General features: G+C 63.3%; 20 protein-coding genes and 1 pseudogene. 7 read left to right on the forward strand and 14 right to left on the reverse strand.

Features of this window, described 5'->3' with window-relative positions; translation table 11 throughout:
• Positions 1-90 precede the first annotated feature (90 nt).
• Entirely contained in the window at positions 91-738 is a 648-nt protein-coding gene (locus J2X24_RS02945) for a TetR/AcrR family transcriptional regulator (protein ID WP_209716290.1), read from the forward strand.
• 73 nt (positions 739-811) lie between these two features.
• Here the strand turns inward: J2X24_RS02945 and J2X24_RS02950 are convergent, their stop codons facing one another.
• From J2X24_RS02950 to J2X24_RS02980, 7 genes and pseudogenes are all read right to left on the reverse strand, one after another.
• Entirely contained in the window at positions 812-1,906 is a 1,095-nt protein-coding gene (locus tag J2X24_RS02950; protein ID WP_209716293.1) for an aromatic ring-hydroxylating oxygenase subunit alpha, read from the reverse strand.
• A 77-nt stretch (positions 1,907-1,983) separates the two neighbouring features.
• A complete protein-coding gene (locus J2X24_RS02955) occupies positions 1,984-2,385 on the reverse strand; it encodes a hypothetical protein (RefSeq protein WP_209716295.1) in 402 nt (133 codons plus the stop codon).
• A gap of 9 nt (positions 2,386-2,394) precedes the next feature.
• Entirely contained in the window at positions 2,395-3,483 is a 1,089-nt protein-coding gene (gene hisC / locus J2X24_RS02960) for a histidinol-phosphate transaminase (protein ID WP_245344380.1), read from the reverse strand.
• A 104-nt stretch (positions 3,484-3,587) separates the two neighbouring features.
• Positions 3,588-4,406 carry a chorismate mutase gene (locus tag J2X24_RS02965; RefSeq protein WP_310002380.1) on the reverse strand — a complete coding sequence of 273 codons (819 nt, stop codon included), beginning with the start codon at positions 4,404-4,406 and terminating at the stop codon, positions 3,588-3,590.
• 161 nt (positions 4,407-4,567) lie between these two features.
• On the reverse strand, positions 4,568-5,623 hold the full coding sequence (locus J2X24_RS02970; RefSeq protein ID WP_209716301.1) for a DUF2125 domain-containing protein: 1,056 nt from the start codon (positions 5,621-5,623) through the stop codon (positions 4,568-4,570).
• A gap of 97 nt (positions 5,624-5,720) precedes the next feature.
• Positions 5,721-8,663, reverse strand: coding sequence for an ATP-dependent DNA helicase (locus tag J2X24_RS02975; RefSeq protein ID WP_310002381.1), 2,943 nt, complete (start codon positions 8,661-8,663; stop codon positions 5,721-5,723).
• A 266-nt stretch (positions 8,664-8,929) separates the two neighbouring features.
• A pseudogene (locus tag J2X24_RS02980) lies at positions 8,930-11,896 on the reverse strand (SEL1-like repeat protein); the annotation flags it as partial.
• 227 nt (positions 11,897-12,123) lie between these two features.
• Between J2X24_RS02980 and J2X24_RS02985 the strand changes: the two are divergent.
• Positions 12,124-12,345: a hypothetical protein gene (locus tag J2X24_RS02985; protein WP_245344381.1), complete on the forward strand. Its 222-nt coding sequence runs from the start codon at positions 12,124-12,126 to the stop codon at positions 12,343-12,345.
• Positions 12,346-12,450: 105 nt separating this feature from the next.
• Here the strand turns inward: J2X24_RS02985 and argF are convergent, their stop codons facing one another.
• The gene (argF, locus tag J2X24_RS02990; protein ID WP_209716306.1) at positions 12,451-13,389 is read right to left on the reverse strand and encodes an ornithine carbamoyltransferase; all 939 of its coding nucleotides are present in this window, start codon (positions 13,387-13,389) and stop codon (positions 12,451-12,453) included.
• Between the two features lie 131 nt (positions 13,390-13,520).
• Positions 13,521-14,741, reverse strand: a complete 1,221-nt coding sequence (locus tag J2X24_RS02995) for an aspartate aminotransferase family protein (protein WP_209716309.1) — start codon at positions 14,739-14,741, stop codon at positions 13,521-13,523.
• A gap of 176 nt (positions 14,742-14,917) precedes the next feature.
• Between J2X24_RS02995 and J2X24_RS03000 the strand changes: the two genes are divergently transcribed.
• A complete protein-coding gene (locus J2X24_RS03000; protein ID WP_209716312.1) occupies positions 14,918-15,082 on the forward strand; it encodes a hypothetical protein in 165 nt (54 codons plus the stop codon).
• Here J2X24_RS03000 and J2X24_RS03005 read toward each other — a convergent pair.
• From J2X24_RS03005 to J2X24_RS03020, 4 genes are all read right to left on the reverse strand, one after another.
• A complete protein-coding gene (locus tag J2X24_RS03005; protein WP_209716314.1) occupies positions 15,079-16,065 on the reverse strand; it encodes a TraB/GumN family protein in 987 nt (328 codons plus the stop codon). The genes J2X24_RS03000 and J2X24_RS03005 overlap by 4 nt on opposite strands.
• A 105-nt stretch (positions 16,066-16,170) precedes the next feature.
• Positions 16,171-17,094, reverse strand: coding sequence for a TraB/GumN family protein (locus J2X24_RS03010; RefSeq protein ID WP_209716317.1), 924 nt, complete (start codon positions 17,092-17,094; stop codon positions 16,171-16,173).
• A gap of 31 nt (positions 17,095-17,125) precedes the next feature.
• The gene (locus tag J2X24_RS03015; protein WP_209716319.1) at positions 17,126-17,317 is read right to left on the reverse strand and encodes a helix-turn-helix transcriptional regulator; all 192 of its coding nucleotides are present in this window, start codon (positions 17,315-17,317) and stop codon (positions 17,126-17,128) included.
• Positions 17,318-17,320: 3 nt separating this feature from the next.
• Positions 17,321-17,758, reverse strand: coding sequence for a hypothetical protein (locus tag J2X24_RS03020; protein ID WP_209716322.1), 438 nt, complete (start codon positions 17,756-17,758; stop codon positions 17,321-17,323).
• A gap of 188 nt (positions 17,759-17,946) precedes the next feature.
• Between J2X24_RS03020 and J2X24_RS03025 the strand changes: the two genes are divergently transcribed.
• From J2X24_RS03025 to J2X24_RS03040, 4 genes are all read left to right on the forward strand, one after another.
• Positions 17,947-19,110, forward strand: a complete 1,164-nt coding sequence (locus tag J2X24_RS03025; RefSeq protein WP_245344382.1) for a GNAT family N-acetyltransferase — start codon at positions 17,947-17,949, stop codon at positions 19,108-19,110.
• Between the two features lie 9 nt (positions 19,111-19,119).
• Positions 19,120-20,118 (forward strand): glycosyltransferase family 2 protein, encoded by a 999-nt coding sequence (locus tag J2X24_RS03030; protein WP_310002382.1) that lies wholly within the window; start codon positions 19,120-19,122, stop codon positions 20,116-20,118.
• 1 nt (position 20,119) lies between these two features.
• The gene (locus tag J2X24_RS03035) at positions 20,120-21,097 is read left to right on the forward strand and encodes a hypothetical protein (protein ID WP_209716325.1); all 978 of its coding nucleotides are present in this window, start codon (positions 20,120-20,122) and stop codon (positions 21,095-21,097) included.
• A 116-nt stretch (positions 21,098-21,213) separates the two neighbouring features.
• Positions 21,214-22,209: an SDR family oxidoreductase gene (locus J2X24_RS03040; RefSeq protein WP_281064913.1), complete on the forward strand. Its 996-nt coding sequence runs from the start codon at positions 21,214-21,216 to the stop codon at positions 22,207-22,209.
• Here the strand turns inward: J2X24_RS03040 and J2X24_RS03045 are convergent.
• On the reverse strand, positions 22,206-22,811 hold the full coding sequence (locus J2X24_RS03045; protein ID WP_209716328.1) for a peptidylprolyl isomerase: 606 nt from the start codon (positions 22,809-22,811) through the stop codon (positions 22,206-22,208). The genes J2X24_RS03040 and J2X24_RS03045 overlap by 4 nt on opposite strands.
• Between the last annotated feature and the right edge of the window lie 65 nt (positions 22,812-22,876).

Consider the following 22,876-nt stretch of genomic DNA (forward strand, 5'->3'; position numbering starts at 1 on the left):
CATACTAAGAGTGTTAGGCCCGAGGGGGAAATTGACCTTAGGGAAGGTTGTGTGTGTAGTAAGATGTACGATCAGAGTGACAACAGTAGAATGAAAAATACCGCCGAAACGCTTCCCCTGGGCACTCGAGCCCAGTCCAAGGAGCGTAACCGCCTGAAGATTCTCGAATCGGCCATGACGCTGTTTCGTGAGCGCGGCTTCGAAGCCGCGACCTTACGCGACATCGCCCGCGGCGCAGGCCTTTCGACGGGCGCTCTGTTCGCGAATTTCGCGGACAAGAACGAAATCTTCCTGACCGTGGTCGAGGAAGAAAACAGCCGCGTTATCCGTGTGATGCAGGACGCACGCGATACGTCGCTGGACCTCGTGCAACGGCTGCATCAGCAGTTGATGCGCGGCTATGAGGCCGCTCAGGTGAATGCGCGCCTTATTCTGTCGGCCTTCGTCATGCGGTGGAGCGCCGAACAATCCAGCCTGACCGAAGTGGCCCGCCTGTCCGACATGGTGCGCGAGACCCTCTTCGATACCCTGAAGGCCGCCCAGGTCGCCAAGGAAATCCCCGCCGACGCGCGCGTTGACTGTGCCGCCGAAATCCTTGAGGACCTGTGTTTCGCCAACCTCCGCCGGGCCTTCCAGAAGTCCGACAACGGCGCGGGCTTCGACGTCGCCCAACTGTCCGACAGCCTGTCGGTGCAGATTGGCCTGGTCGTCGCCGGCCTCAAAACCGCCAAGGCGTAAGCTTCAAGCGCCATAAAACAAAAAACCCGGTATCTCCCGATGCCGGGCTTTTTGTTTTTGTGAAGAAGAGTGGTTAGCTCGTCCACTTCAATGTCGCCGGCTTAACCGGATTGACGAAGGGGCGCTTCTCGGCGCGGTGCGCCAGCCATTCCTTCTTGAGCTGCTGGTACCACTTGGCCTGGGTGTCGGCGTCGTCGATCCACAGCAGCGACGGATCGTATTTCAGGCCTTCGTTCTGCAGGTTCACCATGTCGCCGTCCTGCTTGAGGAAGGCCTTTGCGCCATAGCGGAAGATCGGCGAGATCAACCGGAACAGGCCATGATCCGACCAGAAGATTTGCGTGATGCGCGTCGTCTTGTCGTCGACCGGCGTCAGGCAGGTCAGGCCCAGCACCTGTTTGTCCCCGACCTCGATATGCTCGTAGCGGATGCCCGGCAGGCGGAAGGTGATCTCGGTCGCCGGCGCCCCGCCCAGGATCTTGTAGGCGCGGCTGTTTGACGACGGGGCGTGGCGCACCATGGCGAAACCGTATTCACGCGGTTCGAACGACTTGATCTTGGACAACTGCTTCTTGGCCGAGCGCCACCACCACTGCTGATGGACGTAAGGCCCGTGCGCCGGGTCCATGAGGCCGACGACCGCATGGTCGATATGGCTGTCGAAATCCATGGTCTCGACGATCAATGGATCCCCCCCAACCACACCCGGCAAAACCGGCGGCTCGTGATCGGGCTCGGTCGGGCGGCGGGCATCGGCGGTGATATAGATCCAGACCATGCCCTGCTGTTCGCGAATGGCGTAGTCGCGGACCTTGATGCGCTCGACATCCATCGGCTGGTCTGCGGTCAACGACGGCACCGAAGTGCAGGTGCCCGACGTGTTGAATGTCCAGCCGTGATAGGGGCATTGCACGACACAGCCCTTGTCCGTCCGCACCATCTGGCCCGCCGACAAAGGCGCTGCGCGATGCGGACAGATGTCGCGGATAGCATAGGCCTTGCCGTCGAGGTCACGGCCAAGCAGAACGGGTTCACCCAGGATGACATAGCGCTGGAGCTTGCCGGCTTTCAGGTCACCGGACAGGGCCGCGAACCACCAGCAATCCTTGAGCAAGCCCTGACCGAAGACAATGCGGGCGGAAGGTGTCAGGGCGCTTTGATCGGGCATAGTCCATTCCGGCTTAAACGTGCCAAGTGTTTAGCATAACCCGAACGGAAACAAAGTGCGACACGTTTGCGTTCCTATCAACTTCCCATAGTACCATTGACTGGCTTGATTTCCATATATGAGTAAGAAACCACTTCAACGTAGCGGGTAAATGTAACCACCTGCCAACTTCTCAAAGGTCTGTCTTCAGGATCAAAAAGATACGCTTTGGTCCGTTCAACAAAAGCTTTGAATTCGGAAAGCGGAACTTCGCACAAATACCCTGCGCTCCTTTTTTGATTTAAGAGGCCACTAGGAGGGTAATTATCGCTGGTCACAGCATATGAGACGTAATCGTACCATATCAGTTCATAGCTTTCAGCTATCTGAGTATTTTCGTATACATCCACAACTATAGATAAGGGGCCGTCCTCTTCATGACTAAGCTTCCGAAGTGAAAGTTTCGGACAAGTGTTTAACCTTGCTAAAACCGCGTCCATTCCGCTTTCCTACGCCTTTGCAGCAAACCGGCCAAGCGCCTCAAGGAATGCCGTGTTCTCAGCGTCCTTGCCTATGGTCACGCGCAGAGCTTGGGCCAGGCCATAGTTCGCGACATGACGCACGATCAGGCCTTGCGTCATCAGGTATTCATTGGCGGCTTCAGCTTCGGCGCGGTCACGGAAATTGATGAGCAGAAAGTTGCCCGCCGACGGCCGGACGACATAGCCCATGGCGCGGATCTGCTGGACCATGCGCGGCTGCCAGTTCAGCACAAGCTGACGCGAGGCTTCGATGTGCGCCGCGTCCTCAAGGGCGGCGATCGCCGCAAACTGCGCCGGCAGGTTGATGTTGAAAGGCAGGCGGATGCGCTCGATGGCCTCGATCACCGGCTTCGGGCAATAACCGAAACCGATGCGCAGGCCGGCCAGGCCGTGAATCTTCGAGAAGGTGCGCGTGACGATGACATTGTCCGAAGCCCGCGCCATGTCGAAACTGGTCTCCCAGTCAGGCGCATCGACGAATTCGGCATAGGCCTCATCGACGCACAACAGGATGTGCGGCGGCAGCGCGGCGCGCAGCTCGGCGATTTCTTCGGGTGTGTTCCAGGTGCCGGTCGGGTTGGCCGGGTTGGACACATAGACGATCTTGGTGCGCTCATCGACAAGCTTGAGCAGTTCGGCGATCTCGATGCGCTGATCCGGTTCAGGCGCCAGCTTCACCTCAGCCTGGCAAGCCAGGGCCGAGATGCGATAAGCCAGGAAACCATGCTCTCCGGTGACGATATTGTCGCCGGCTTCGAGATAGACCTGGTTCAGCAGCGAAAAGACTTCGTCGGAACCATTGCCGAAAACAAGACGATCGGGCTCGAGGCCATGATATTCGGCGACCGCCGCGCGCAAGGGATTGGCGTGGCCGTCGGGATAGCGGAACAGCTTGGCCGATACATCCTGATAGGCCGCCAGGGCCTTGGGCGAGCAACCGAGCGGATTTTCATTGGACGACAGCTTGATGGGCTCGGCCACGCCGTCGATCTTCGACTTGCCGCCGACATAGGGAGCGATGTCCAGAATACCGGCCTTGGGGGTGGGTTTATCCATTACGATATCAGTCATTGGGCGCCTTGCGTCTTTTGTTGCCAAGGCTTTTAGCCACGGACAGACAGGAACGCACGAAGATTTTGCCGTTAAAGTTACAAGAGAAACTAAATTCTCGGCGCTGCGCCAATAATGCCACTCAGTGAGCCAAGGGCGCCGCCAAGGCGCGGGTCATGCTCCTGGACATAGCCGCTGAGCGCGAAGAGCTTCAGGCCCTGCGCCGTGCACAGCCATTCGGCCGCAAAGCCGCGTTCCGACAGGGTTTCGACCAGGACGTTTTCGCGCGCCGGCGAGTCGCTGACCCAGAAGGTCAGGTCGTCGCCCGTCGGCTCCGGCGCGATGGCGGCGACGGCCAGGGCGTGCGGGCGGCTGGTCGACAGTTCTGGCAGCGCGGCAATAACACGCACCCTGGGCTCGGCCAGCAGGCGCGCCCACCACGGGCCGCCGCGCGGATCGAGGCTGACGACGCCGAGATTGCGCGCGTCGCGCGCCGCGGCAATGACGGCGGCCGGGTCGTTGACATAGCCATAGGTGGGGGCAAAGCCGAAGCGTTCGCGCGCCCAGACCAGGACTTCGCGCGACTGGTCGCTGGCGCTCAAGGTCAGGTGCAGTCCGCCGGCGGCCTGGCCCTGGATGCGCAGGTTTTCGGAAATCAGTTCGCGCCAAACCCGCACCACGACACCGTCGGAAGCGGCCTTGCGCGGCATCTTCAGCAGTTTGCGGATCAGCATGGCTTCGCGGTCGGGACGCAGCAACACGGCCGACGCGCTTGCATTTTCGCGGGCTTTGGCCTCCTCGCGCGCCTTGGCCTCGCCGATCGCGCGGCCGAGCGCGGCGCGTTCATCGACCAGCCGCAACAGTTCGCTATCAAGCGCGTCGATCTTCAGGCGCAGATCGGCAAGCGTCAGCGGATTTTCGATATCCACGCGGGTCTCCGGGCATAGGCGCTGCGACAGGACGAATAATCAGGCGGTGCCCTGCCCCAGCGTAACAAGCCGCCGACACTATGCCCATGGCCGTGCAACCGCAAGTCCATATTCCACAAAGGTTTTATGGTTTCAGACTATACCAGATTCCGGCGTCAGACCTAGGGCAGGTCTGGCGCCTCGGAGACCCTGAACGGACCGACGAAGGCGCCGCCATCGCGAAAATCGACGGCCAGCTTCTGGGCGCCGACGGTCGCCAGCGTCATGTTGAGCAGCGGCGCCATGGCCGTCATATTCTCGCGCGACATCAGGCCCGCTGCCGCCAGCACGTCGAGCGGCCGGAAGGTGCCGGTCATTTCGGCGTTCAGGCGACCAACCGGCTTGCCATTGGCGTCATAGGTCAGCTTGTCGCTTGTTGCCATCACGGTCAGTTCGGCATTCTTCAACTCGCTCCTGAAGGCCGTTACCGAGCCCGCCTGCTTCCAGGCCTTCAGGCCGGTGGCGAAGTCGCGCCCCTGGAACGCGGTGACGGTGTTGAGCGTGGCCTCGACGTGCATGTCGAGCGGCTTGCCAGGACTGAAGTCGCCGACAAATCGGCTGGCCTGGCCGTGCGCCTGGCTGACGCGGGCCAGCACATCGGCGCTGTTCGACGCAGCCGCATTCGGACGGACATAGGCTTCGAACTTCTTGGCGGAATCGAAGGTGAAGGGCTTGGCCGCGTTGGACGGCACCAGGCTCAGGTCATTGGCTTCGATGGCAATGTTCGGGACCGTTCGGGTAATGCCGGAAAGACTGGCACGCAAGGACGAGCCGCTGACCGCCAGCGTGCCGAGATCGCCGCCACGGTGGAGCGTCGCACCTTTGGGAGCCACGGCGACCCACTTGGTGATCATGTAGGCATTGGCGGCAACGTCCAGTTCCGGAAAGTCGATGCCCCGACCCGACGGGGCAATGATGCTGAGATTACGTAAATTGACGCTGACACGGAAGGGATAGCCGCTGACCTGATAGGGCGCGACGCTGACTCGATATCCCTGACGCACCAACCCCTCCTGCTGGGCCTTCAGCGTCGTTTCGACATTATGCGCGACATAGAACCAGTAGGCGCTCCAGCCGGCGGCGAGCGCGACAACCAGAAGGGCGGGACCAAACAGGCCGATCTTGCTGCGTTTACGCGGCGGCGGGGCGGGCGGCAGGTCGGCGTGCGTGTCGGGCATTTCCGGTTCCCTCGAAGTTTAGATGGTTAATCTAGACAGATCATGCGACGGATAAAACCGCAATATGGCGACTGCCAAGACTGCTACTGCCAAGACACTATTGAATATCCGGCGGGAACAGGAAGCGCTGGATCGAGTCGATCGCCTCGGCCAGGGTGCACCGTTGCAGGGTCACGCCTTCTGGCAGGCTCGAGAACATCCGTGTCGGCGCTGCCGAGTCAAGCATGACGAAGACGCCGCGATCGTCCTTCTTGCGGATCAGCCGCCCGAAGGCCTGGGCCAGGCGCGCCCGCGTCAGGGCGTCGTCATAGAGCTTGTTGCCGAAATGCTGGCGCCGCGCCTTGTGCAGGGTATCCGGCCTGGGCCACGGCACGCGATCAAAGGCGATAAGGCGCAGCGCGCTGCCCGGCACGTCGATGCCGTCGCGCACGGCGTCGGTGCCCAGCAGGCACGAATGGTGCTCGGCGCGGAAGATGCTGATCAGGTCCGAGACATCGAGCGGATCGACGTGCTGGGCATAGAGCGACAGGCCGGCTTCGGCCAGCGGCTGGTTGATCTGGTCATAGACGGCGCGCAGGCGGCGGATGGCAGTAAACAGGCCAAGGCCGCCGCCCTGCGCGGCAATGAACAGCTTTTGCATGGCAGCCGCCGTGGCGCGCGGATCGTCGCGGCCGACATCGGTGACGACGAACAGCCGCGCCTGGCTGGCATAGTCGAAGGGCGAGGCGATGCGCGTGGTCTTGGCGCCCATGACCAGGTGGTTGGCGCCTGTCCTTTGCCGCGCCAGCGAGAAGACGTCCTCGGTGGTTTCGTCGCGCGTGCCGTCGCTGAGCGTCGCCGAAGCCACCAGTACGCCGTGCGCCGGCTTGAGAACGAACTCGGCCAAGGGCAGGCTGGGGTCGACATAGTGGCGGTTCATGCTGACATCGACCACGCGGCCACGATGGACTTCGGCCGAGAACCAGTCGATGGTCATCGGCTTGTTGTCGTCATCGGTCAGGTCGCCGTCTTCCAGCGCCAGCTGCTGCAACAGCGACCGCCACGCCGGCAGCAGCATGCGCGCGCGCCGTTCCAGCCCGCGCAATATGCCTTCGATGCGCACGCGTTCCGGCGCTTCCAGATCTCCGGAAGCATCGTTCAGAATGTCCTCCAGCGCCCGGCACAGGGCCAATAGCGGCGCCTCGATCCCAGCCAAAGCCCGCGCGGCCAGCTTGGCGGCGACGCCGACGCTCTCAAGGCACGGATGGGCTTCGCATTCCCCACCCAGGTCATTGTCCGGCACGAAGCGAGAGCGCGGCTTTGCCTCACCCTGGCGGATGTCGATCTGGCCCAGCACCTCGACCAGCAGGGCCTCGATCGGCCCGACCGGCTCCAGACCATTGCCGCTTTGGGTGCGCACGGTGATGCGTTGGGAGAAGCCGTCAGCCGGCAGGACAGCGGCGGCGCGGATCAGCTCACGCATCGCATCTTTGGCGGCGTCGGTCTTCAGGAGATCGCCGATGCGCGACTCCAGCCCCCTGCCCCGCCGTGAGCGGCCTTCATTGCCGCGGATCCAGCGCCGCAGCTCAAAGGCCTCCAGGCCCGACAGGCGGGTGGCAAAGGCGCTGTCGGCGGCCTCGAAAACGTGGTGGCCTTCGTCAAAAATGATGCGCGACAGACTGGCTTGCGGCTCGACATCGCCCTGGACGTCCTCGCCGTTCATTTCCGCTGCCAATTCGGCGCGCGCGCGATCGCGCAAGTCATAGGCCGCCTGCGCCATGACCAGCGCATGGTTGGCAACGACCAGCGACGCCGAACGCGCCTTGCGCACCGATTTTTCGATAAAACAGACGCGATAGTGCGGGCAGGCGGCATAGGTGCACTCACCGCGCCGGTCGACCAGGGCGGACGGCGTCAGCGTCTGGAACACAGCCGCCGGTGAGGTCACCGGCAGCAGCGACGGCAGCCAGGTCGGGAAGTCGCCCCCAATAATGTCGCCGTCGCGCGTATAAAGCACCCAGCGCGCGATCAGCACGGCCATGATGACTTCGGGGCCGGTTTGCGCCGAAACCAGCCGTTCCTGGAAGTTCAGCAGGCACATGTAGTTTTCGCGCCCCTTGCGTACCACCACCTGCTGCTGGCGTTCGGCCTCGCGGTCGAACAGGGCGCGCGTGTCGTGATAGATCTGCTTTTGCAACGCGCGAGTATAGGTCGACACCCACACCTGCCCTTGCGCCTTGCGCGCCCAGGCGTGGGCCGGCGCCAGATAGCCGAGCGTCTTGCCGACGCCGGTGCCGGCTTCGGCCAGCAGCATGTTGGGCTGGTCCTTCACCCATTTCGGCGCGAAGATGTCGCGCGTCCTGACCGCGAAATCGCGCTGCTCCGGGCGACGTTCGGCCAGTCTTGCCCGGTTCAGGCCGGCATCCAGTTCCTCGACAACCTCGTCCTCGGACAGGGCGACGGCGCGCGGATTACCCTCGGGCGCCTGATCCTCCCACTCTTCGAGAAGCGACCACATTTCCAGCGGCGGCGGCGCCACATAGTCGGCCGGCATCTCGGTACGGTCGAGCGCCGCTTGGACCAGTTCGCCCCATACCCAGCCGTGCCGCATCATCAGCTTGACGCCCGACTGCGCCGCCAGCCGGAAACCGAGCGGCGACTGCGCCAAGGTTTCCAGAAGAATGGAAATGACATCGAACAGGACGAGCGAGCGGGCGCGGGCGTCTTCGGGTTCGGCAAAGCCGCACGCCAGGGCGAGGCCCGCCGGCGACGGCGCGCAGAACTGGGCGGGGCGGACAAAGGCGAACAGTTCCAGCACGTCGAAATGGCCAGCTTCGCGGTGGCCGCGATTGCTGAACAGCCGGTTGCGGACGAGCGGCGCATTGGCGACGATCAGGCCTTCGCGTCCCCACAACTCACGCAGTTCCGGCGTCGATACGCCGCGCGTGACAAAGCCGTCGCCGACATGGGGCCGGTCGGCGGAAAAGCCCAGGGCTTGTTTGGGAATCAGTGCGCGCCACCAGACATCGGATGGCTGCGACAGGATGACATCTTCGCTCACGTCCGGAGTCTAGCCCGGCGGACGCCGCCCGCCAAGACACTTGTCATTACAGAAGCCACGCGCAGAAGAGTGCGAGCGATTTTCCGCTTAAGCATTGCTACAATGCAAAAAGCTTAACCGCGCGCGGGCGTGGAGGCTTCGCTGGCAGCGCCATCGCCCAGGGGTTCGAACGCGGCGGCGGCGGCTTCGGCCTTTTGGCGCTGGTCGGGCGTCAGGTTGTCGCGAATGGCCGCGGCTTCACGGGCCGCATCCTTGTCGCCGGCCTCGGCGGCGATGGTGAACCACTTATAGGCTTCGGCCGGGTTAAGCGGCATGGCGTCGCCCTGAGCGTAGAGCAGACCCAGATTGTATTGGCTGTCGCTGACGCCGCGTTCGGCCGCGCGCCGGAACCACATGGCGGCGGTGATCTGGTTACGCGGACCGCCGGTGCCGTTGTAATACATGGTACCAAGATTAAACATGGCGCGCGCCACGCCACCGTCGGCTGCACGCTGGGCCCACTTGCGGGCTTCCTGCGGGTTCGGATCGACGTAGTTGCCTTCGCCGGAGTAGATGCCGCTCAGCATGAACTGCGCCGGCGCGTAGCCCTGGTTGGCAACCTCCTGGAGCTTTTCGACGGCGCCGGGCGCGCGCGCATCCAGCAGGCGCGTCGCCGACTGATACTTGGCGCGCAGCAGGCCTTCGTCGGCGGTTTGGGTCACGACGGCGGCGACCGGAGTCTTTGCGCCCTGGGGAACCGTGCCCGCGGCGGGCTCCTGCTGCAGGAGCGCGTAACTGCCGGCTGCGGCGCCGACGATGACGACGGCGATTGCCGAGGCCTGGAGCGCCTTCGCGACCGTATTGTCCTTGGCGGCGCGCGGCTGGCCGACGCCACGGCGGGCAGCCGGCTTGAGGCCCAAACCGCTCAGGGCGCCCGGCCGGCGTTCCTGATCGTCGATCATCGTGGCGCGAACCGCGGCGCGCGCGGCGGCCAGGGCGTCACGCGTCGACACCGACACGCCGCCATCGGCGTCTTCGGTTACGAAGTCGCGGCCACCGAACGCCTTGGGCGCTTCATCGATCGCATCGTCGTCATCGAGTTCGAAGGTGGTGCGCGGCGAGGGTGCCGCGGCGGCACGGGCGCCTTCGAAACGTTGTCCCTCGAAACGCGGGGCCGTCTTTTTCGACACGTCGATGTCGGCGAACGGATCGCTTTCGTCCTCGTTGGCCGTCTTGCCGACCGGGACCAGATCGTATTCGAGATCTTCTTCGATGAACGGGTCGAAATCGGGCGCGAAGCTTTCCTTTGCGGCAGATTCCGTCTTGGTGATCGACACCGGTGCGGGCATCGGCTCCTGGGGCGCCGTAACGGGCTCAAGCAATTGCCCGGTCAGGTCCAGAGCTTCATCGTCCGGCAGGTGCGAGCCTTTCAGCACCTCATCGCGCCACACCTGCTGCGTAGCGGCGGGCTTAGACGCCTCCCCTTCGGACTCCTCGAAGGCAAAAGGGTTCGGCAGGTCGCTGGCGGCCGGGCGAGACTTACGCGGCGCGGCGTTCAGGCCACTTTCCGACAGCAGGCTCTGCGTCTGGACCTGGGCCAGCTTCTGGTCGATGCGGCTGCGCGCCTCTTCCAGCAGTTTCGCCGTGCGTTCCTCCGACTGGCGGATACGATCGCCGAGTTCGCTGCGCGACTGGTCGCGATGCTGCTCGATGACCTGGCCGACGCCTTCGACCGCCAGCCCGACGCGACGTTCCGACTCGGCCATGCGCTGAGACAGACGTTCGGAAATGCGCGCGATTTCGGAACCGAGGCGCTCCAGCGCCTGGGCATGGCTGGTCTCGGTGCGGCCGAAGCGCTGGTCGACCGTCTCCTGGACGCGCCCGACTTCGCGGCCAATACGTTCGAAGGCTTCGCGGTGGCTGTCCTGGGCGGCTTCGACGCCGGCGACGCGTCGATTGATCGTGTCGGCGACACGCAACACGTCCTGCCCCAGGCGCTCGATGGCCTGGGCCGAACGACGCTCCGACTGGTCGACGCGCTCGGACAGGGTGCGCAGCAGCTGGTCGGCCGAGGCGGCGCTGCGGTCCTGCAGCGCGTTCATCAGCTCGGCGCGGCTGTCGTCGACACGGCGCGACAGGTCGCTGGCCAGACGCTTCAGCGAGGCGACCTGCTCGGGATCGGTGACATCGCCGCGCTCTTCGGCGCGGTTGAGGCGGGCGTCAAGCGTGGTAAAGGCCTGTTCCAGCGCACGAATCGCGGTCGAGGTGCGGGCTTCGGCCTGTTCCAGACGCTCGGCCATGCGGGCGACAACCTTGTCGATCACGCTCTGCGCGGCGCGTTCCGGATCGCGCAGCTCCAGCTGGGCCAGGCGATGCGACAGGCCGACCATGTCTTCGCGCACGTCCTTGACGACGTCGCGATGACGCTGCTCGCCTTCGTAAAGCTGATTGGCCAGCTTGCCGAGCGCGCCTTCGACCGTGCGAACGGTCTCCTGTACGGCCGGGTTCTTCAGCTGGGTTTCCAGGCGCGCGACGTGCTCGCGTTCTTCGCGCAGATGACCGGACAGGCCTTCCAGCCGCTCGGCCTGGGCGTCGATCAGGCGCTCGGCCTGCTCAAGACGGGTCGACAGGGCTTCACGGCTCTCTTCATGACGTTCCAGCGAGGTCTGGAGGTCGAGCGTATGTTCCTCCAGGCGATCGCGCGTCTCGGCCTGGGCGGCGGCAAGGCCGGCTTCGCTGCGTTCGAGGCGGCCCAGCAGCGATTCGACCGCCGACGAGACTCCGCGCACGGCATTGGCGGAACGGGATTCGGAACCCTCGATGCGTGCGCTCAACGATTCGAGCGCGCTGGCAACGCGGCCCATTTCGGCTGAGGCGGCGCGATCGTCGTCCTCACGCGGGCGGCTGTCGAAGATCGAGTGGCGGCGCAGGTCGGCTGACGACAGTTCGCGCGCGGCCAGAGGGCGCGAACCGGACGAAAACGGCGCGGCACGGCGCGGCGCTTCATCGATATCATTGTGGGTCTCGCGAAAAACCGGCGGGCGGCGGCGCGCCATGGCTTGCTGATCGGGGTGTTGCGGCGCCTGTTCGCGCTCGCGTTCACGATTGATCGCCGCGCCGACATCCTCACCTTCGAGAATCATCTGGTTCAGCCACTCGCCGAGCGTCATGCCCGAACGGCGCGCCAGATCCTTGGCGACTTCCCGCGCCTTGGCATCGATTCCCTTTACACTCCAAGGTGCATTCGCGCTCATGCGATTCCCCTACCGGTACGAGCCCGAAACGTAAACCGCATTATGTTGAGTGTAAACCATTTGTTAACCACTATATCTTGAGATCACGCATTCTTCTGTGGAAACTATATCGCTGGTTTTCGCTTTTCGGGAGAAGAGGTGCGGCGCATAGCATGATCGTCCGTCCGATGACAAATAAATCGGGTGTGTTCTTGCCGCCGTCCGCCGGACCCTGCATATGGGGCCTTATGCTGACCCTGCCCATTACCGTGATTCTGTTCGCCGTTTCCAGTCTTTTGACAATTGGTTTCGGTTTCATGGGTGCACGGCCGCACGACCTGCGCCGGACAGGCCCGCGCATGATCCCGTGGCGCTTCCTGATGATGCTGTCCTTCACCGCCGCGCTCATCATGCTCGTCCACCTGCTGAACGAGTTGGGCTTCACCACCGGCCACGACCGGCCTTACTGATCTCCCAAGCCGAATGGCTCCAGCTGGCTGAACCGTCAGCCTTGAGTCGAGTAGCAGGCGGCAAGCGCCGCAGGTACCCTCGTACCTGCAAGCGCAGCCAACGCACTAATCGGCCAAGGATGGCGCGTTCAGGGCCCAGGAGAGGATTGCTTTTTGGGCATGAATACGGTTTTCGGCCTCGTCCCAGATGACCGACTGCGGGCCGTCGATGACCTCGTCGGTCACCTCTTCGCCGCGGTGGGCCGGCAGGCAGTGCAGGAACAGGGCGTCCGAACGCGCCGTCTTCATTAGCTCGGCATTGACCTGGTAGGGCTGGAAGGCCGCCAGGCGCTCGTCATGGTCGAGATCACCCATTGACACCCAGGTGTCGGACAGGACGACGTCGGCGTCCTTGGCGGCGGCGAATGGGTCGCTGGTCACGGTGACTTTCGCGCGCGATTCCGAGGCGAAGACCATGGCGGCCATCGCAGGTTTATAGGCGTCCGGACAGGCGATGTTCAGCGTGAAGCCGAAGCGCGCCGCGGCGTGTATGAGGCTATTGCAGACATTGTTGCCGTCGCCGATCCAGGCCAGGGTTTTGTTCTCGATGGCGCCGCGATGCTCCTCGATCGTCTGGATGTCGGCCAGGATCTGGCACGGATGGCTGAAATTGGTCAGGCCGTTGATCACGGGAATGGTCGAGGCACGCGCCAGGCGCAGCACATCGTCGTGCTCGTTGGCGCGGATCATGATGGCATCGACCATGCGCGACAAAACCTTGGCGGTGTCCTCGATCGGCTCGCCGCGGCCGAGCTGCATGTCGGACGCGGTCGAGATGATCGCCTGGCCGCCCAGCTGGCGCATGGCGGCGTCGAACGAGAAGCGCGTGCGCGTCGAGTTCTTCTGGAAGATCATGGCCAGGACGCAGTCCCTGGCCGGTGCGTCGGCATCGGGACGGCCCTTCGGCCAGCCCTGGCGCAGCTTCTTGCGGGCGTGGGCGTCGTCGACGATGGCGCGCAGCTCTTCCGTCGTCAGGTCGCAAATGTCGAGAAAATGACGGGTCATTCGGATAGTCCCTGTTATCTTCTTCACCACCAAGGGGGCGCTGAGGCAAAAAGGGGCCCCGCCCACCATCTGCTCCGCAGATGGTCCCCCCTCCCCACTTCGTAGGGAGGGCGAAGAGCGTTCTTTATACGTTATGCTGTTTCCTTGGCCTTTGCGGCTTCGCGGGCGGCCAGGAAGGTCTTTTCCAGCAGGCCGATGGCTTCACGGGCCTCGTCCTCGGTGACGTTGAGCGGCGGCAGCAGTCGGACGCAGTTGTCCGAGCCGCCGGCGATCAGGAGGCCGTTGTCGCGTGCCAGCGTCATGATCTCGCGATTGTTCGGCTTGACCTTGATGCCGACCAAGAGGCCCTTGCCACGCACGTCCTCGATCATGTCGGGATAGGCGTCACGCAGGCCGGCCAATTGCTGACGCAGATAGCCGGAGACGCGGTTGACATTGTCGAGCAACTCCGGACGGACGATCTCGTTGAACGCCGCCTCGCCGACCGCCATGGCCAGCGGATTGCCGCCAAAGGTCGAGCCGTGGGCGCCAACCGTCATGCCGGACGCGGCGTCGCGCGTGGCCAGGCAGGCGCCGACCGGAAAACCGCCGCCCAGCGCCTTGGCGACCGTCATGACATCGGGTTCGACTCCCGCATATTCATAGGCCCACAGCTTGCCGGTCCGCCCCATGCCGCACTGGATTTCGTCGAAGATCAGCAGCAGGCCGTTCGCGTCGCACAGGTCGCGCAGCATTTGCAGTTCGGCGTCGGACAACGCACGCGCACCGCCTTCGCCCTGCACCGGCTCGACGATGATCGCCGCCGCCGTCGGGGCCTCGGCCGCCGCGCGGATGGCGTCATGGTCGTCGAGCGAGACATTGACATAGCCCGGCAACTTCGGACCGAAACCCGCCAGATAGGTCTCGTTGCCCGCCGCCGTCACGGCCGCATAGGTCCGGCCGTGGAAGGCGCCGGCAAAGCCGATGATGTCGATGCGCTCTTCGTTACCGCGGGCGGCGTGGTACTTGCGCGCCAGTTTCAGGGCGCACTCGACCGCCTCTGTGCCCGAATTGGTGAAGAAGACCTGATCGGCAAAGCTGTGGGCGCACAGCTTTGCCGCCAGTTCCTGCTGACCGGGAATGGTGAAGATGTTGGAGACGTGCCACAGCTTCTTCGCCTGAGCCGTCATGGCTTCGATCAGCACCGGATTGGCGTGGCCCAGGCCGTTGGTGGCGATGCCCTGCACGAAATCCAGGAACATGCGGCCGCGTCGGTCATACAGGCGGGCGCCTTCACCGCGCTCGACCTCGATAGGCGCGCGCGCATAGACTCCGAACAGATGATCTTCCGACGTGTTGGCCGACTGGTTCATGGCCGAGGACTCCCCAAAGAGAAATCCCCTCCGTTACGTAACGGAAGGGACAGACATCTAAGCTGATTGGGGCTTAGGCGGGCCTTTTGAGGAAAACAGCCGGCAAAGTCAATATTGGCTTTGTTAATATTGCGATTTGAGTATCATGCCGGGATCTCAATTGCTGAATACGCCACATGATGCCGCTCGAAGATGAAGCCGCCGAAAATGCCCGGAAACTCCAGGCCCTGCGCGAAGCTGCCGAGTTGGGCGTGAGGGCGATCGAACGCGGCGAGTACATCGAGTTTCCCAACCTTGAGGCCCTCAAAGCCCATTTAGAGACGCTGGGCACTACGCGCTAAGGATCAACCCGCTCCACAGTATAGCCGCGCTGGCGCAGCATGGCGATGACGCTGTCGGGGCCGGTGAAATGCGCGGCGCCGGCGACGACAAAGGTCGTCTGGTCACCTTTCAGCATGGTCTCGATCTGCGGCACCCACTTGGCGTTGCGGCTGGTGAGCAGCAAATCATAGCTCTGCGGACCGCGCGCCTTCTCTTCCGCCAGGCTCTCGGTCATCGCGCGCTGGTCGCCGGTCCGCCAAGTCTTGACCAGGACTTCGAGACTGTCGTGGTCGCGGCCGAAATGGATGGCCAGGGCGCGTTTCAGCGCCGCCGTGCCGCCTTCGTCCGCTCCTTTACCGAGGGCATAGAGGTAGTCGTAGTGCGCCCTGTGACTTTCGAAGCCACCGGTCTTCATCTTGAGCGCCTTGGCGCGGTTGAACAGCATCCAGTCGACGCCGCGATCGGTATCGAAACCGCCGGCGGCGGAACTGAGTTGACCGACAAAGGCCGCCATCACCGCAGGGCGGACGCGCTCGGCCTCCTTCAGCGTGGAATTATAGCGATGCAGCAGGGTTTCGAGTTCGCGGATCTCGATATCGCTTAAGCCTTTGGTCAGGCCCGGCCGCGCCGAGAAGGCCTTTTCCTCAAAGCCCTTGAACTCCGGCATCTTGTCGAGATCGGGGACTTCGAACCAGGCGGCGTCAGCCGTGTCGAAGGCCTGGAAGAGGCGCGCATCCATCCATTCCACGCCGGGCGGCAGGGCGTGGACGCTGCCGAAGAGATAGACGGTCGCCTCGCCGTTGGTCACCTTCCACAGCAGCGGCGCACCCGTCGGACCCGCTACGGCTTCGCGCGCATCGGCCGACATCACCGCCGGCAGGACCACAGGCACATTGCGCTGCGTTACATCAGAAGGCTCAAGGGCCGTCCAGGCCATGACCGCCAAAGCACCGGCCAGCAGTCCGATACAGGTATCGCGCACCCATTCGGGGGTGCCCGCCATGCCAATACGTATCCGTTGGCGAATCTGGCTCGAATTCATGCAAAACGCCCTTCGTCGATGGAAGACGAAGGGCGTGCCTGCAAGCCGGATGCCGGATATTAAGCTTTAGTTTACCTTTTCGGCCGTGATGCCGCGCGCCCTGAGCATGGCAATGACGCTGTCCTTGCCGACCAGATGTCCACCACCGACGGCGACAAAGACGGTGCCCTTGCCGGCCAGTATCTGCTCGATCTGCGGCACCCACTTGGCGTTACGATCGACGAGCAGGCGCTGATAGAGAGCCGGATCGTTTTCGGCGTCAAACTTGTTCATTTCGGCGTTCAGCCCTGCCTCGTCGCCGCGCTTCCAGGCATTGAACAGGCGATCGAGCGTATTGTCGGCCTGGCCCACCTCGGACAGCATCTGGCGCAGGCCGACCAGGTCTTCTTCCTCGCTGCCCGCCGCCAGCATCTTCATCTGGTCCTCGGCCGTCTCAAAACCGGATATCGGCATCTGGCGTTCACGCGCCAGTCTGAGCAGGGTAAGGTCGACGCCGGTCATAGGATCATAGCCCAGCCGCGCCGACTCCAGCTGCAACAGCACCAGGCTGAGCATCCATTTCCGCATCGGCATGACGCTCTGCAGCGCCATGCCTTTGGAGGTGAGAATACTTTCCAGCTTGGCGATTTCCTCAGGCGTCAGTCCGTCGGTCACCTTGCGGCTGACATCGAAACCGTACTGCCGGACCAGGCCCATCATCTTGGCCTGATCGTCCATGTCGGTCAATTCCAGCCACAGCGTGTCCGATTTGGCGAAGGCGTCCTTCACCTTGGGCGTCTGCCATTCGGTGCCGGGCTTCATCAGGTGAATGCTGCCGAACAGGTAAACCGTCGAATCCGCGTCCCTGACGACCCACATCAGCGGCGTCGGTGTCTCGGCGCGCGCTTCCACGGGCGCGAAACTGGTGAAGACAAGGCCAAGCGCCGCGAAGCCCAGCACGAATCCGGCCGCCCGGTGCAGGCTGTTGGCCACGAAGGTTCTGATGATCATGAAATATCCCCTTTTGAGACGTCGTGCCGGTTCATTCCGGCGAAAAAATGTCTTCGATCTTCAGCCCGAACAGGGCGGCAATCGCAAAGGCCAGCGGCAGGGACGGATCGTACTTGCCCGTCTCTATGGCATTGACGGTCTGGCGCGAAACCTTCAGTCGGTCAGCCAGCTCAGCTTGTGACCAGTTTCTTTCGGCACGCAATATCTTGATGCGGTTATGCATGGCCTACCTGCGTTTCCACCACCAGTACGCCCAGGCAATAACGTAGCCAATCGACATGCACAGCACCGCCGTGAGTATTCCGGCGGCGAACTCTCCAAAGCCGCTGCCGGCATGCAGCAAGGCGAGATACTGCCGATAAAAAGCCCAGTCTGTCAGCATGAACGCGGCATTAAGCGGCAGGACAAGCAACAGACCCGTGCTTCCGCCCCAGAACCAAGCCCATTTGTGGGCCTCGCGAACAGCTTCATCGACTTTCGACCACCACATAAAAATAAGCGGCAGAGCGGCGATCAGACTGACGACGACAAAAGCAAACAGCATCTTCGCAGCCAGCACCCCGCTGACAAGGCCGCGCCCAGCCAGAAATCCCGCGACGACGCCCAGCACCAGAGTCAGGACCATATGCCCCAGGAAAATACGCTTGAGACTCCGAACATCCATGATGTGCCCCTTGAAAATGACAAGCACCCTTTACACGACATTTTCTGACGATGTCAAGTACACTTGTCAAAAAGTCGCGCAACATTGACATCTTGACCGATTTTCGTGCGTCGCAGCATTTTCTGTCAGAATGCGTGTGCTAAAGTGCAACCATGGCCCGGCTCTTGCAGTTTTACGGACTGTCGATAATGAGTGTATCAAAGGCTGTCATGCTAACGTGCGAACGCATCCGGGTAGGTGATCTGACGGATCACGACATCGCACTTTGGCGCGCCATGCAGTCGCAGACGCCGGCGTTCCGTTCGCCCCTGCTCTCTCCTGACTTCGCCCAGGCCGTCGCTTCCGTGCGCGACGACGTGCGCGTGCTGGTCGTGCGCCGTGGCGGCAAGACGGTCGGTTTCCTGCCGGTCCATATTCGCCCCGGCGCCTTTGCCCGCCCCGCCGGCGCGCCGTTTTCGGACTACAGCGCCCTGATCACCCATCCGCTGCCGGGCCTGCGCATCGGCGAGGTCCTGAAAGCCGCCGGCATCAATTCCTACCAGGCCATCGGCCTTGTTGACCCTTACCATGTGTTCGGGGACACGCCGGACGCGGAAAACGACGACGCCTTTGCCATAGACATGACGCAAGGCGATACCTCGAACAACGCCTTCAAGAAGCTGCTGAAGAATATCCGCCGCCTGACGCGGCACATCGAAGAGGCGCACGGACCTTTAAGCTTCATCGTCGGCGACCGCGACCCAGCGCATTTCGCGACCATGATCGCGCTGAAGCGCCAGCAGACGCGCGACACCGGCCTGCACGACTTCCTGGCGGCGGACTGGGTCCGGCGTCTGTTCGCAAAGCTTATGGCCGCCCCGGAAAGCGGCCTGCACGGCTTTATGATTACGATGATGGCCGGGGGCAAACCCACCCTCTACCATTTCGGCGTCCGGCTTGGCGACCGCGCCCATCCTTGGGTGTCAAGCTACGATCCCGCCTTTTCGGCCTTTTCGCCTGGCCAGCTGTTCCTGAACCTGTGCCCGGAGCCGTTGCGCGCAGCGGGGGTCAACTATTATGACCTGTCGACCGGCGACCAGAAGTATAAGGCGATCTTTTCCAACACCACCTTCCCCGTCCGCCATGCCCGCGTCTATTCGGACGCGCCGCCGGCCCGCCTGCAGGCCCGCATCGAGCGCATCACCCTGGATACGCGTAAGGCACTGGGTACACGCATCGATGACGCCGTTGCCCGCCTCAACCGCCGCTTCGACCATATCGCGACTCTGGAACTCGATACGCTCAGCCGCATGCGTGGCGTGGCGTTTGCCTTTTCCAGCGCCGCAAAACGCCAGCGGGTTCACCAAGGCTAAACGGAGTTCGTGCATACTGTGACGATGGACACCCTCCCGTTTCCCGCCAGTTCCGTTTCCGGCCGCACGCCTGCGCGTAGCGTCAGCGTCATCATCCCGACTTTCCGCCGCCCCCAGGGCCTGGCTCTGGCCATGAATTCGGTCGTCGCGCAGACGGGTATGGATGACGTTAACCTCAGCCTGATCATCTGCGACAATAGCCCGGAAGCCTCCGCCCGCGCCCAGGTCGCGGCTTTCGCTGCCACGGCGCCGATCGCCGTCGCTTACGTCCACGAGCCCAAGACCGGCGTGGCCAATGCGCGCAACACGGCCGTGGCCGCCGCCCACAGCGACTTCATCGCCTTTCTCGACGACGACGAGGAGGCGCCGATGGCCTGGCTGTCAGCGCTTCTGGCCACGCAAACCCGGTTCGACGCCGATGTGGTCTTCGGCCCCGTGGCCGCGCGCCTGATGGACGATGGCGTCCAGTACCCGCACTATTTCGAAGCCTTCTTTTCGCGCAAGGGGCCCGATGCCTCGCAGGCCATCGACGTCTATTACGGCTGCGGCAACAGCCTGATCCGCCGCGCCGTCATGCCCGCCAACAAGCCCTTCTGCACCGAGCACAACGACATGGGCGGCGAGGACGACAAGCTGTTCTATGGCCTTAAGGCCAAGGGCGTGCGCATGGCCTGGTCGGCGGAGGCCACCGTCTTCGAGGACGTGCCGCCGTCGCGCTCGACGCTCAACTATACCCTCCGCCGCGCCTTCGCCTACGGCCAAGGCCCGAGCTTTTCGGCGGCGCTCGGCCATAAGCCGCTGACATGCCTGGGCTGGATGCTGCAGGGCGTGGTTCAGGGCCTGCTCTTTTCCGCCATCGGCGGCGCCCTTTACCTGATGGGCAGCCGCGACAGCGCCCCGCGCCTCGACAAGGCGGCGCGCGGCTTCGGCAAGCTGATGTGGTTCCCGCCGTTCAAGATCGGCTTTTACGGCCAGGCCCTGCTGCGCGCCAACGCGCCGGGGAGATAAGATGCAAAACGACCTGCTGCACTGGACACCCGAACATCAGAAGCGCTTTACGCGCGACAATCTTTTGTTCACGCACGACCTGCACACCTCGGATCTGTTCTCCGACGAGGCGCTGATCGCGCTGATCGACCGCTTTCCGCGCGAAGGCGTCGAAGTCTTCACCATGGGCTACGATCCGACCAACTGGAAGCAGTGGTTCTTCGGACGCCGCAGCCACAAGGACGGCAGCGATCTCGATGGCCGCCAGCTGATGGAAGGCGTGCGCGCCGGCCGGCTGTGGCTGAACCTGCGCAAGGTGAACCATCATGATCCGTTGGTGGGCGCCCTGTGCGACCGCATGTTCGAGGAAATCACGGCGAAAACCGGCATTTCGACGCTGAAGCCCGACCTCGGCCTGCTGATCTCATCGCCCAACGGCCACGTCTTCTATCACCTGGATATTCCGCTGGTCATGCTGTGGCAGATCCGCGGCGTGAAGACCGTCTACCTCTATCCGCCCCAGGCACCGTGCGTCGGCGACGCCGCGCTGGAAGGCATTGCCTTGCGGGAATCCGATGAGCAAATGCCGTTCGATCCGGCCTATGATCGCCTCGCCTATGTCCACGACCTGAAGCCCGGTGAAATGCTGACCTGGGTCCAGAACGCGCCGCATCGCATCGTCAATCGCGACATGGTCAATGTCTCGCTGTCGATCGAGTTCATGACGCCTAAGGCGATCTGGCGCGCCAACCTGATCTACGCCAATGGCCTGTTGCGCCGCTTCTTCGGGCTGAAACCGAGCCTGGCCAACCGCAATGTCTGGCTGGAGCCGTTCAAGATCGCCTATGCCCGCGCCATCAAGCTGCTGGGCGGCTACAAGGGCAACAAGAGCCCGCTGAAACCGAGCTTCCATCTCGATGCCAGCCGCCCGGGCGAAATCCTCTTCGACGAAGGCGTCACGCCGCCGGAACGCCCAAGCGCGCCGATAGCTGCCGAATAGAGTCTTTGCCCTCACCTGATGATCGCGCTGCCTGACGGCATCGTAAATTGACGGAGACACCCGGATAATCCGCGACGTTTTCCTCAAACGGCCGCGTGGCGGCAAGGTGTATCCAGATGGACAAGTCAAACAGCGGCGTGTCGCGCCGTCAGATCGTCAGCGGCGCCGGCGTGGCCGCCGCGGCATCGGCAGCGCTGGCGGCGCCCGCCGTCGCGCAGGCACCCACAGCCCAGCCAGTCACTAATCCGACCGAAAAATATGCCAAGCCGCCATTCAAGAACCAGAAGCAGCCGTGGCCCGGCCTGGCCGGCAAGATGCAGCCCGTGCCGGACCATGGTGAAAAGACCTACAAGGGTTCCGGCCGCCTGCTGGGCCGCAAGGCGCTGATCACCGGCGGCGATTCCGGCATGGGCCGCGCAGCCGCCATTGCCTATGCCCGTGAAGGCGCCGACGTCGCCATCAACTACCTGCCCGACGAAGAGGCCGATGCCCAGGAAGTCATTGCACTGATCAAGCAGGCTGGCCGAAAGGGCGTCGCCATTCCCGGCGACCTGCGCGACGAAGCCTTCTGCACATCGCTGGTGTCGAAGGCCGTCGCAGGCCTGGGCGGGCTCGACATCCTGGTCCTCAACGCCGCGCGCCAGCAAAGCAACGAGTCGATCCTGGACATTTCGACGGAACAGTTCGACTGGACCATGAAAACCAACATCTACGCGCCGTTCTGGATCATCAAGGCAGCGCTGCCGAACCTCAAGCCCGGATCGGTCATCATCGGCACATCGTCGGAACAGGCCGAGGAGCCGTCGGGCAATCTCTACGACTATGCCCAGACCAAGGCGGCGACGACCAACTACGTCAAATCACTGGCCAAGCAGCTGGGGCCGAAGGGCATCCGCGTCAACGGCGTGGCGCCGGGACCGATCTGGACACCACTGCAGGTCACGGGCGGTCAGTCGCCGGACAAGCTGGTCAAGTTTGGTGAGAATACCGCCCTTGGCCGTCCCGGACAGCCGGCGGAACTGGCATCGATCTATGTCCAGCTGGCGGCGACCGACGCCACCTATACGACAGGCGCGATCTATGGCGCCATGGGTGGCGGCAAGATAGGCTAAACCCTGCGCGTCTTCACGATCGGCACCTTGGGCGCCAGCATCTGGCCCTGCATGGCGCCGACGCCTTCGGTCGCCGACACTGGCGCATTGAGAATGGCGCGGACCACATCCATGCCTTCGACGACCTTGCCAAAGGCGGCGAAACCCAGCTTGTCGTCGGTGCCGTCCGGCCCGGCGTCAAGGAACGTCATATCGCCGACGCAAATAAAGAAGTCGCCCTTGCCGGAGCCCGCCGCCGCCCCGCGTACCAGCGAAATCGTGCCGTCGGTGTGCGAAAGGCCCGTCTGGCTGGTCGGTTCGTGGGCCACGGGCGCAAGCGCGCGCCGGCTATCACCGCCCTGGACGAGGCCGCGATCGTTCGGGCTTTTCATGGCGCGATAAAAGACGCTGGCATCAAGCTTCTTACTGTCGACATAGCGCAGGAAGTTGGCGGTCGTCAGCGGCGCGCGGCCGGCGTCGAGATCGAGGACAATGTCGCCCAGGCCGGTCGTCATGCGAATGCGCACCAGCTTTTCGGCTGGCGTCTCTCGCGCCTGAACCTTGCCGCCCAGTGCCGCCACGCCTGCCAGTGCCAGGCTGCCCGCCAGAAAATTCCGTCTCATGCGCGTCTCCTCTTGGCCGCACTATCGGATGTTCCAAGTCTGATCGCAAGTGCATTTTGTTCTTG

It is taken from the genome of Asticcacaulis solisilvae, assembly GCF_017875235.1.
GTDB lineage: Bacteria > Pseudomonadota > Alphaproteobacteria > Caulobacterales > Caulobacteraceae > Asticcacaulis > Asticcacaulis solisilvae_A.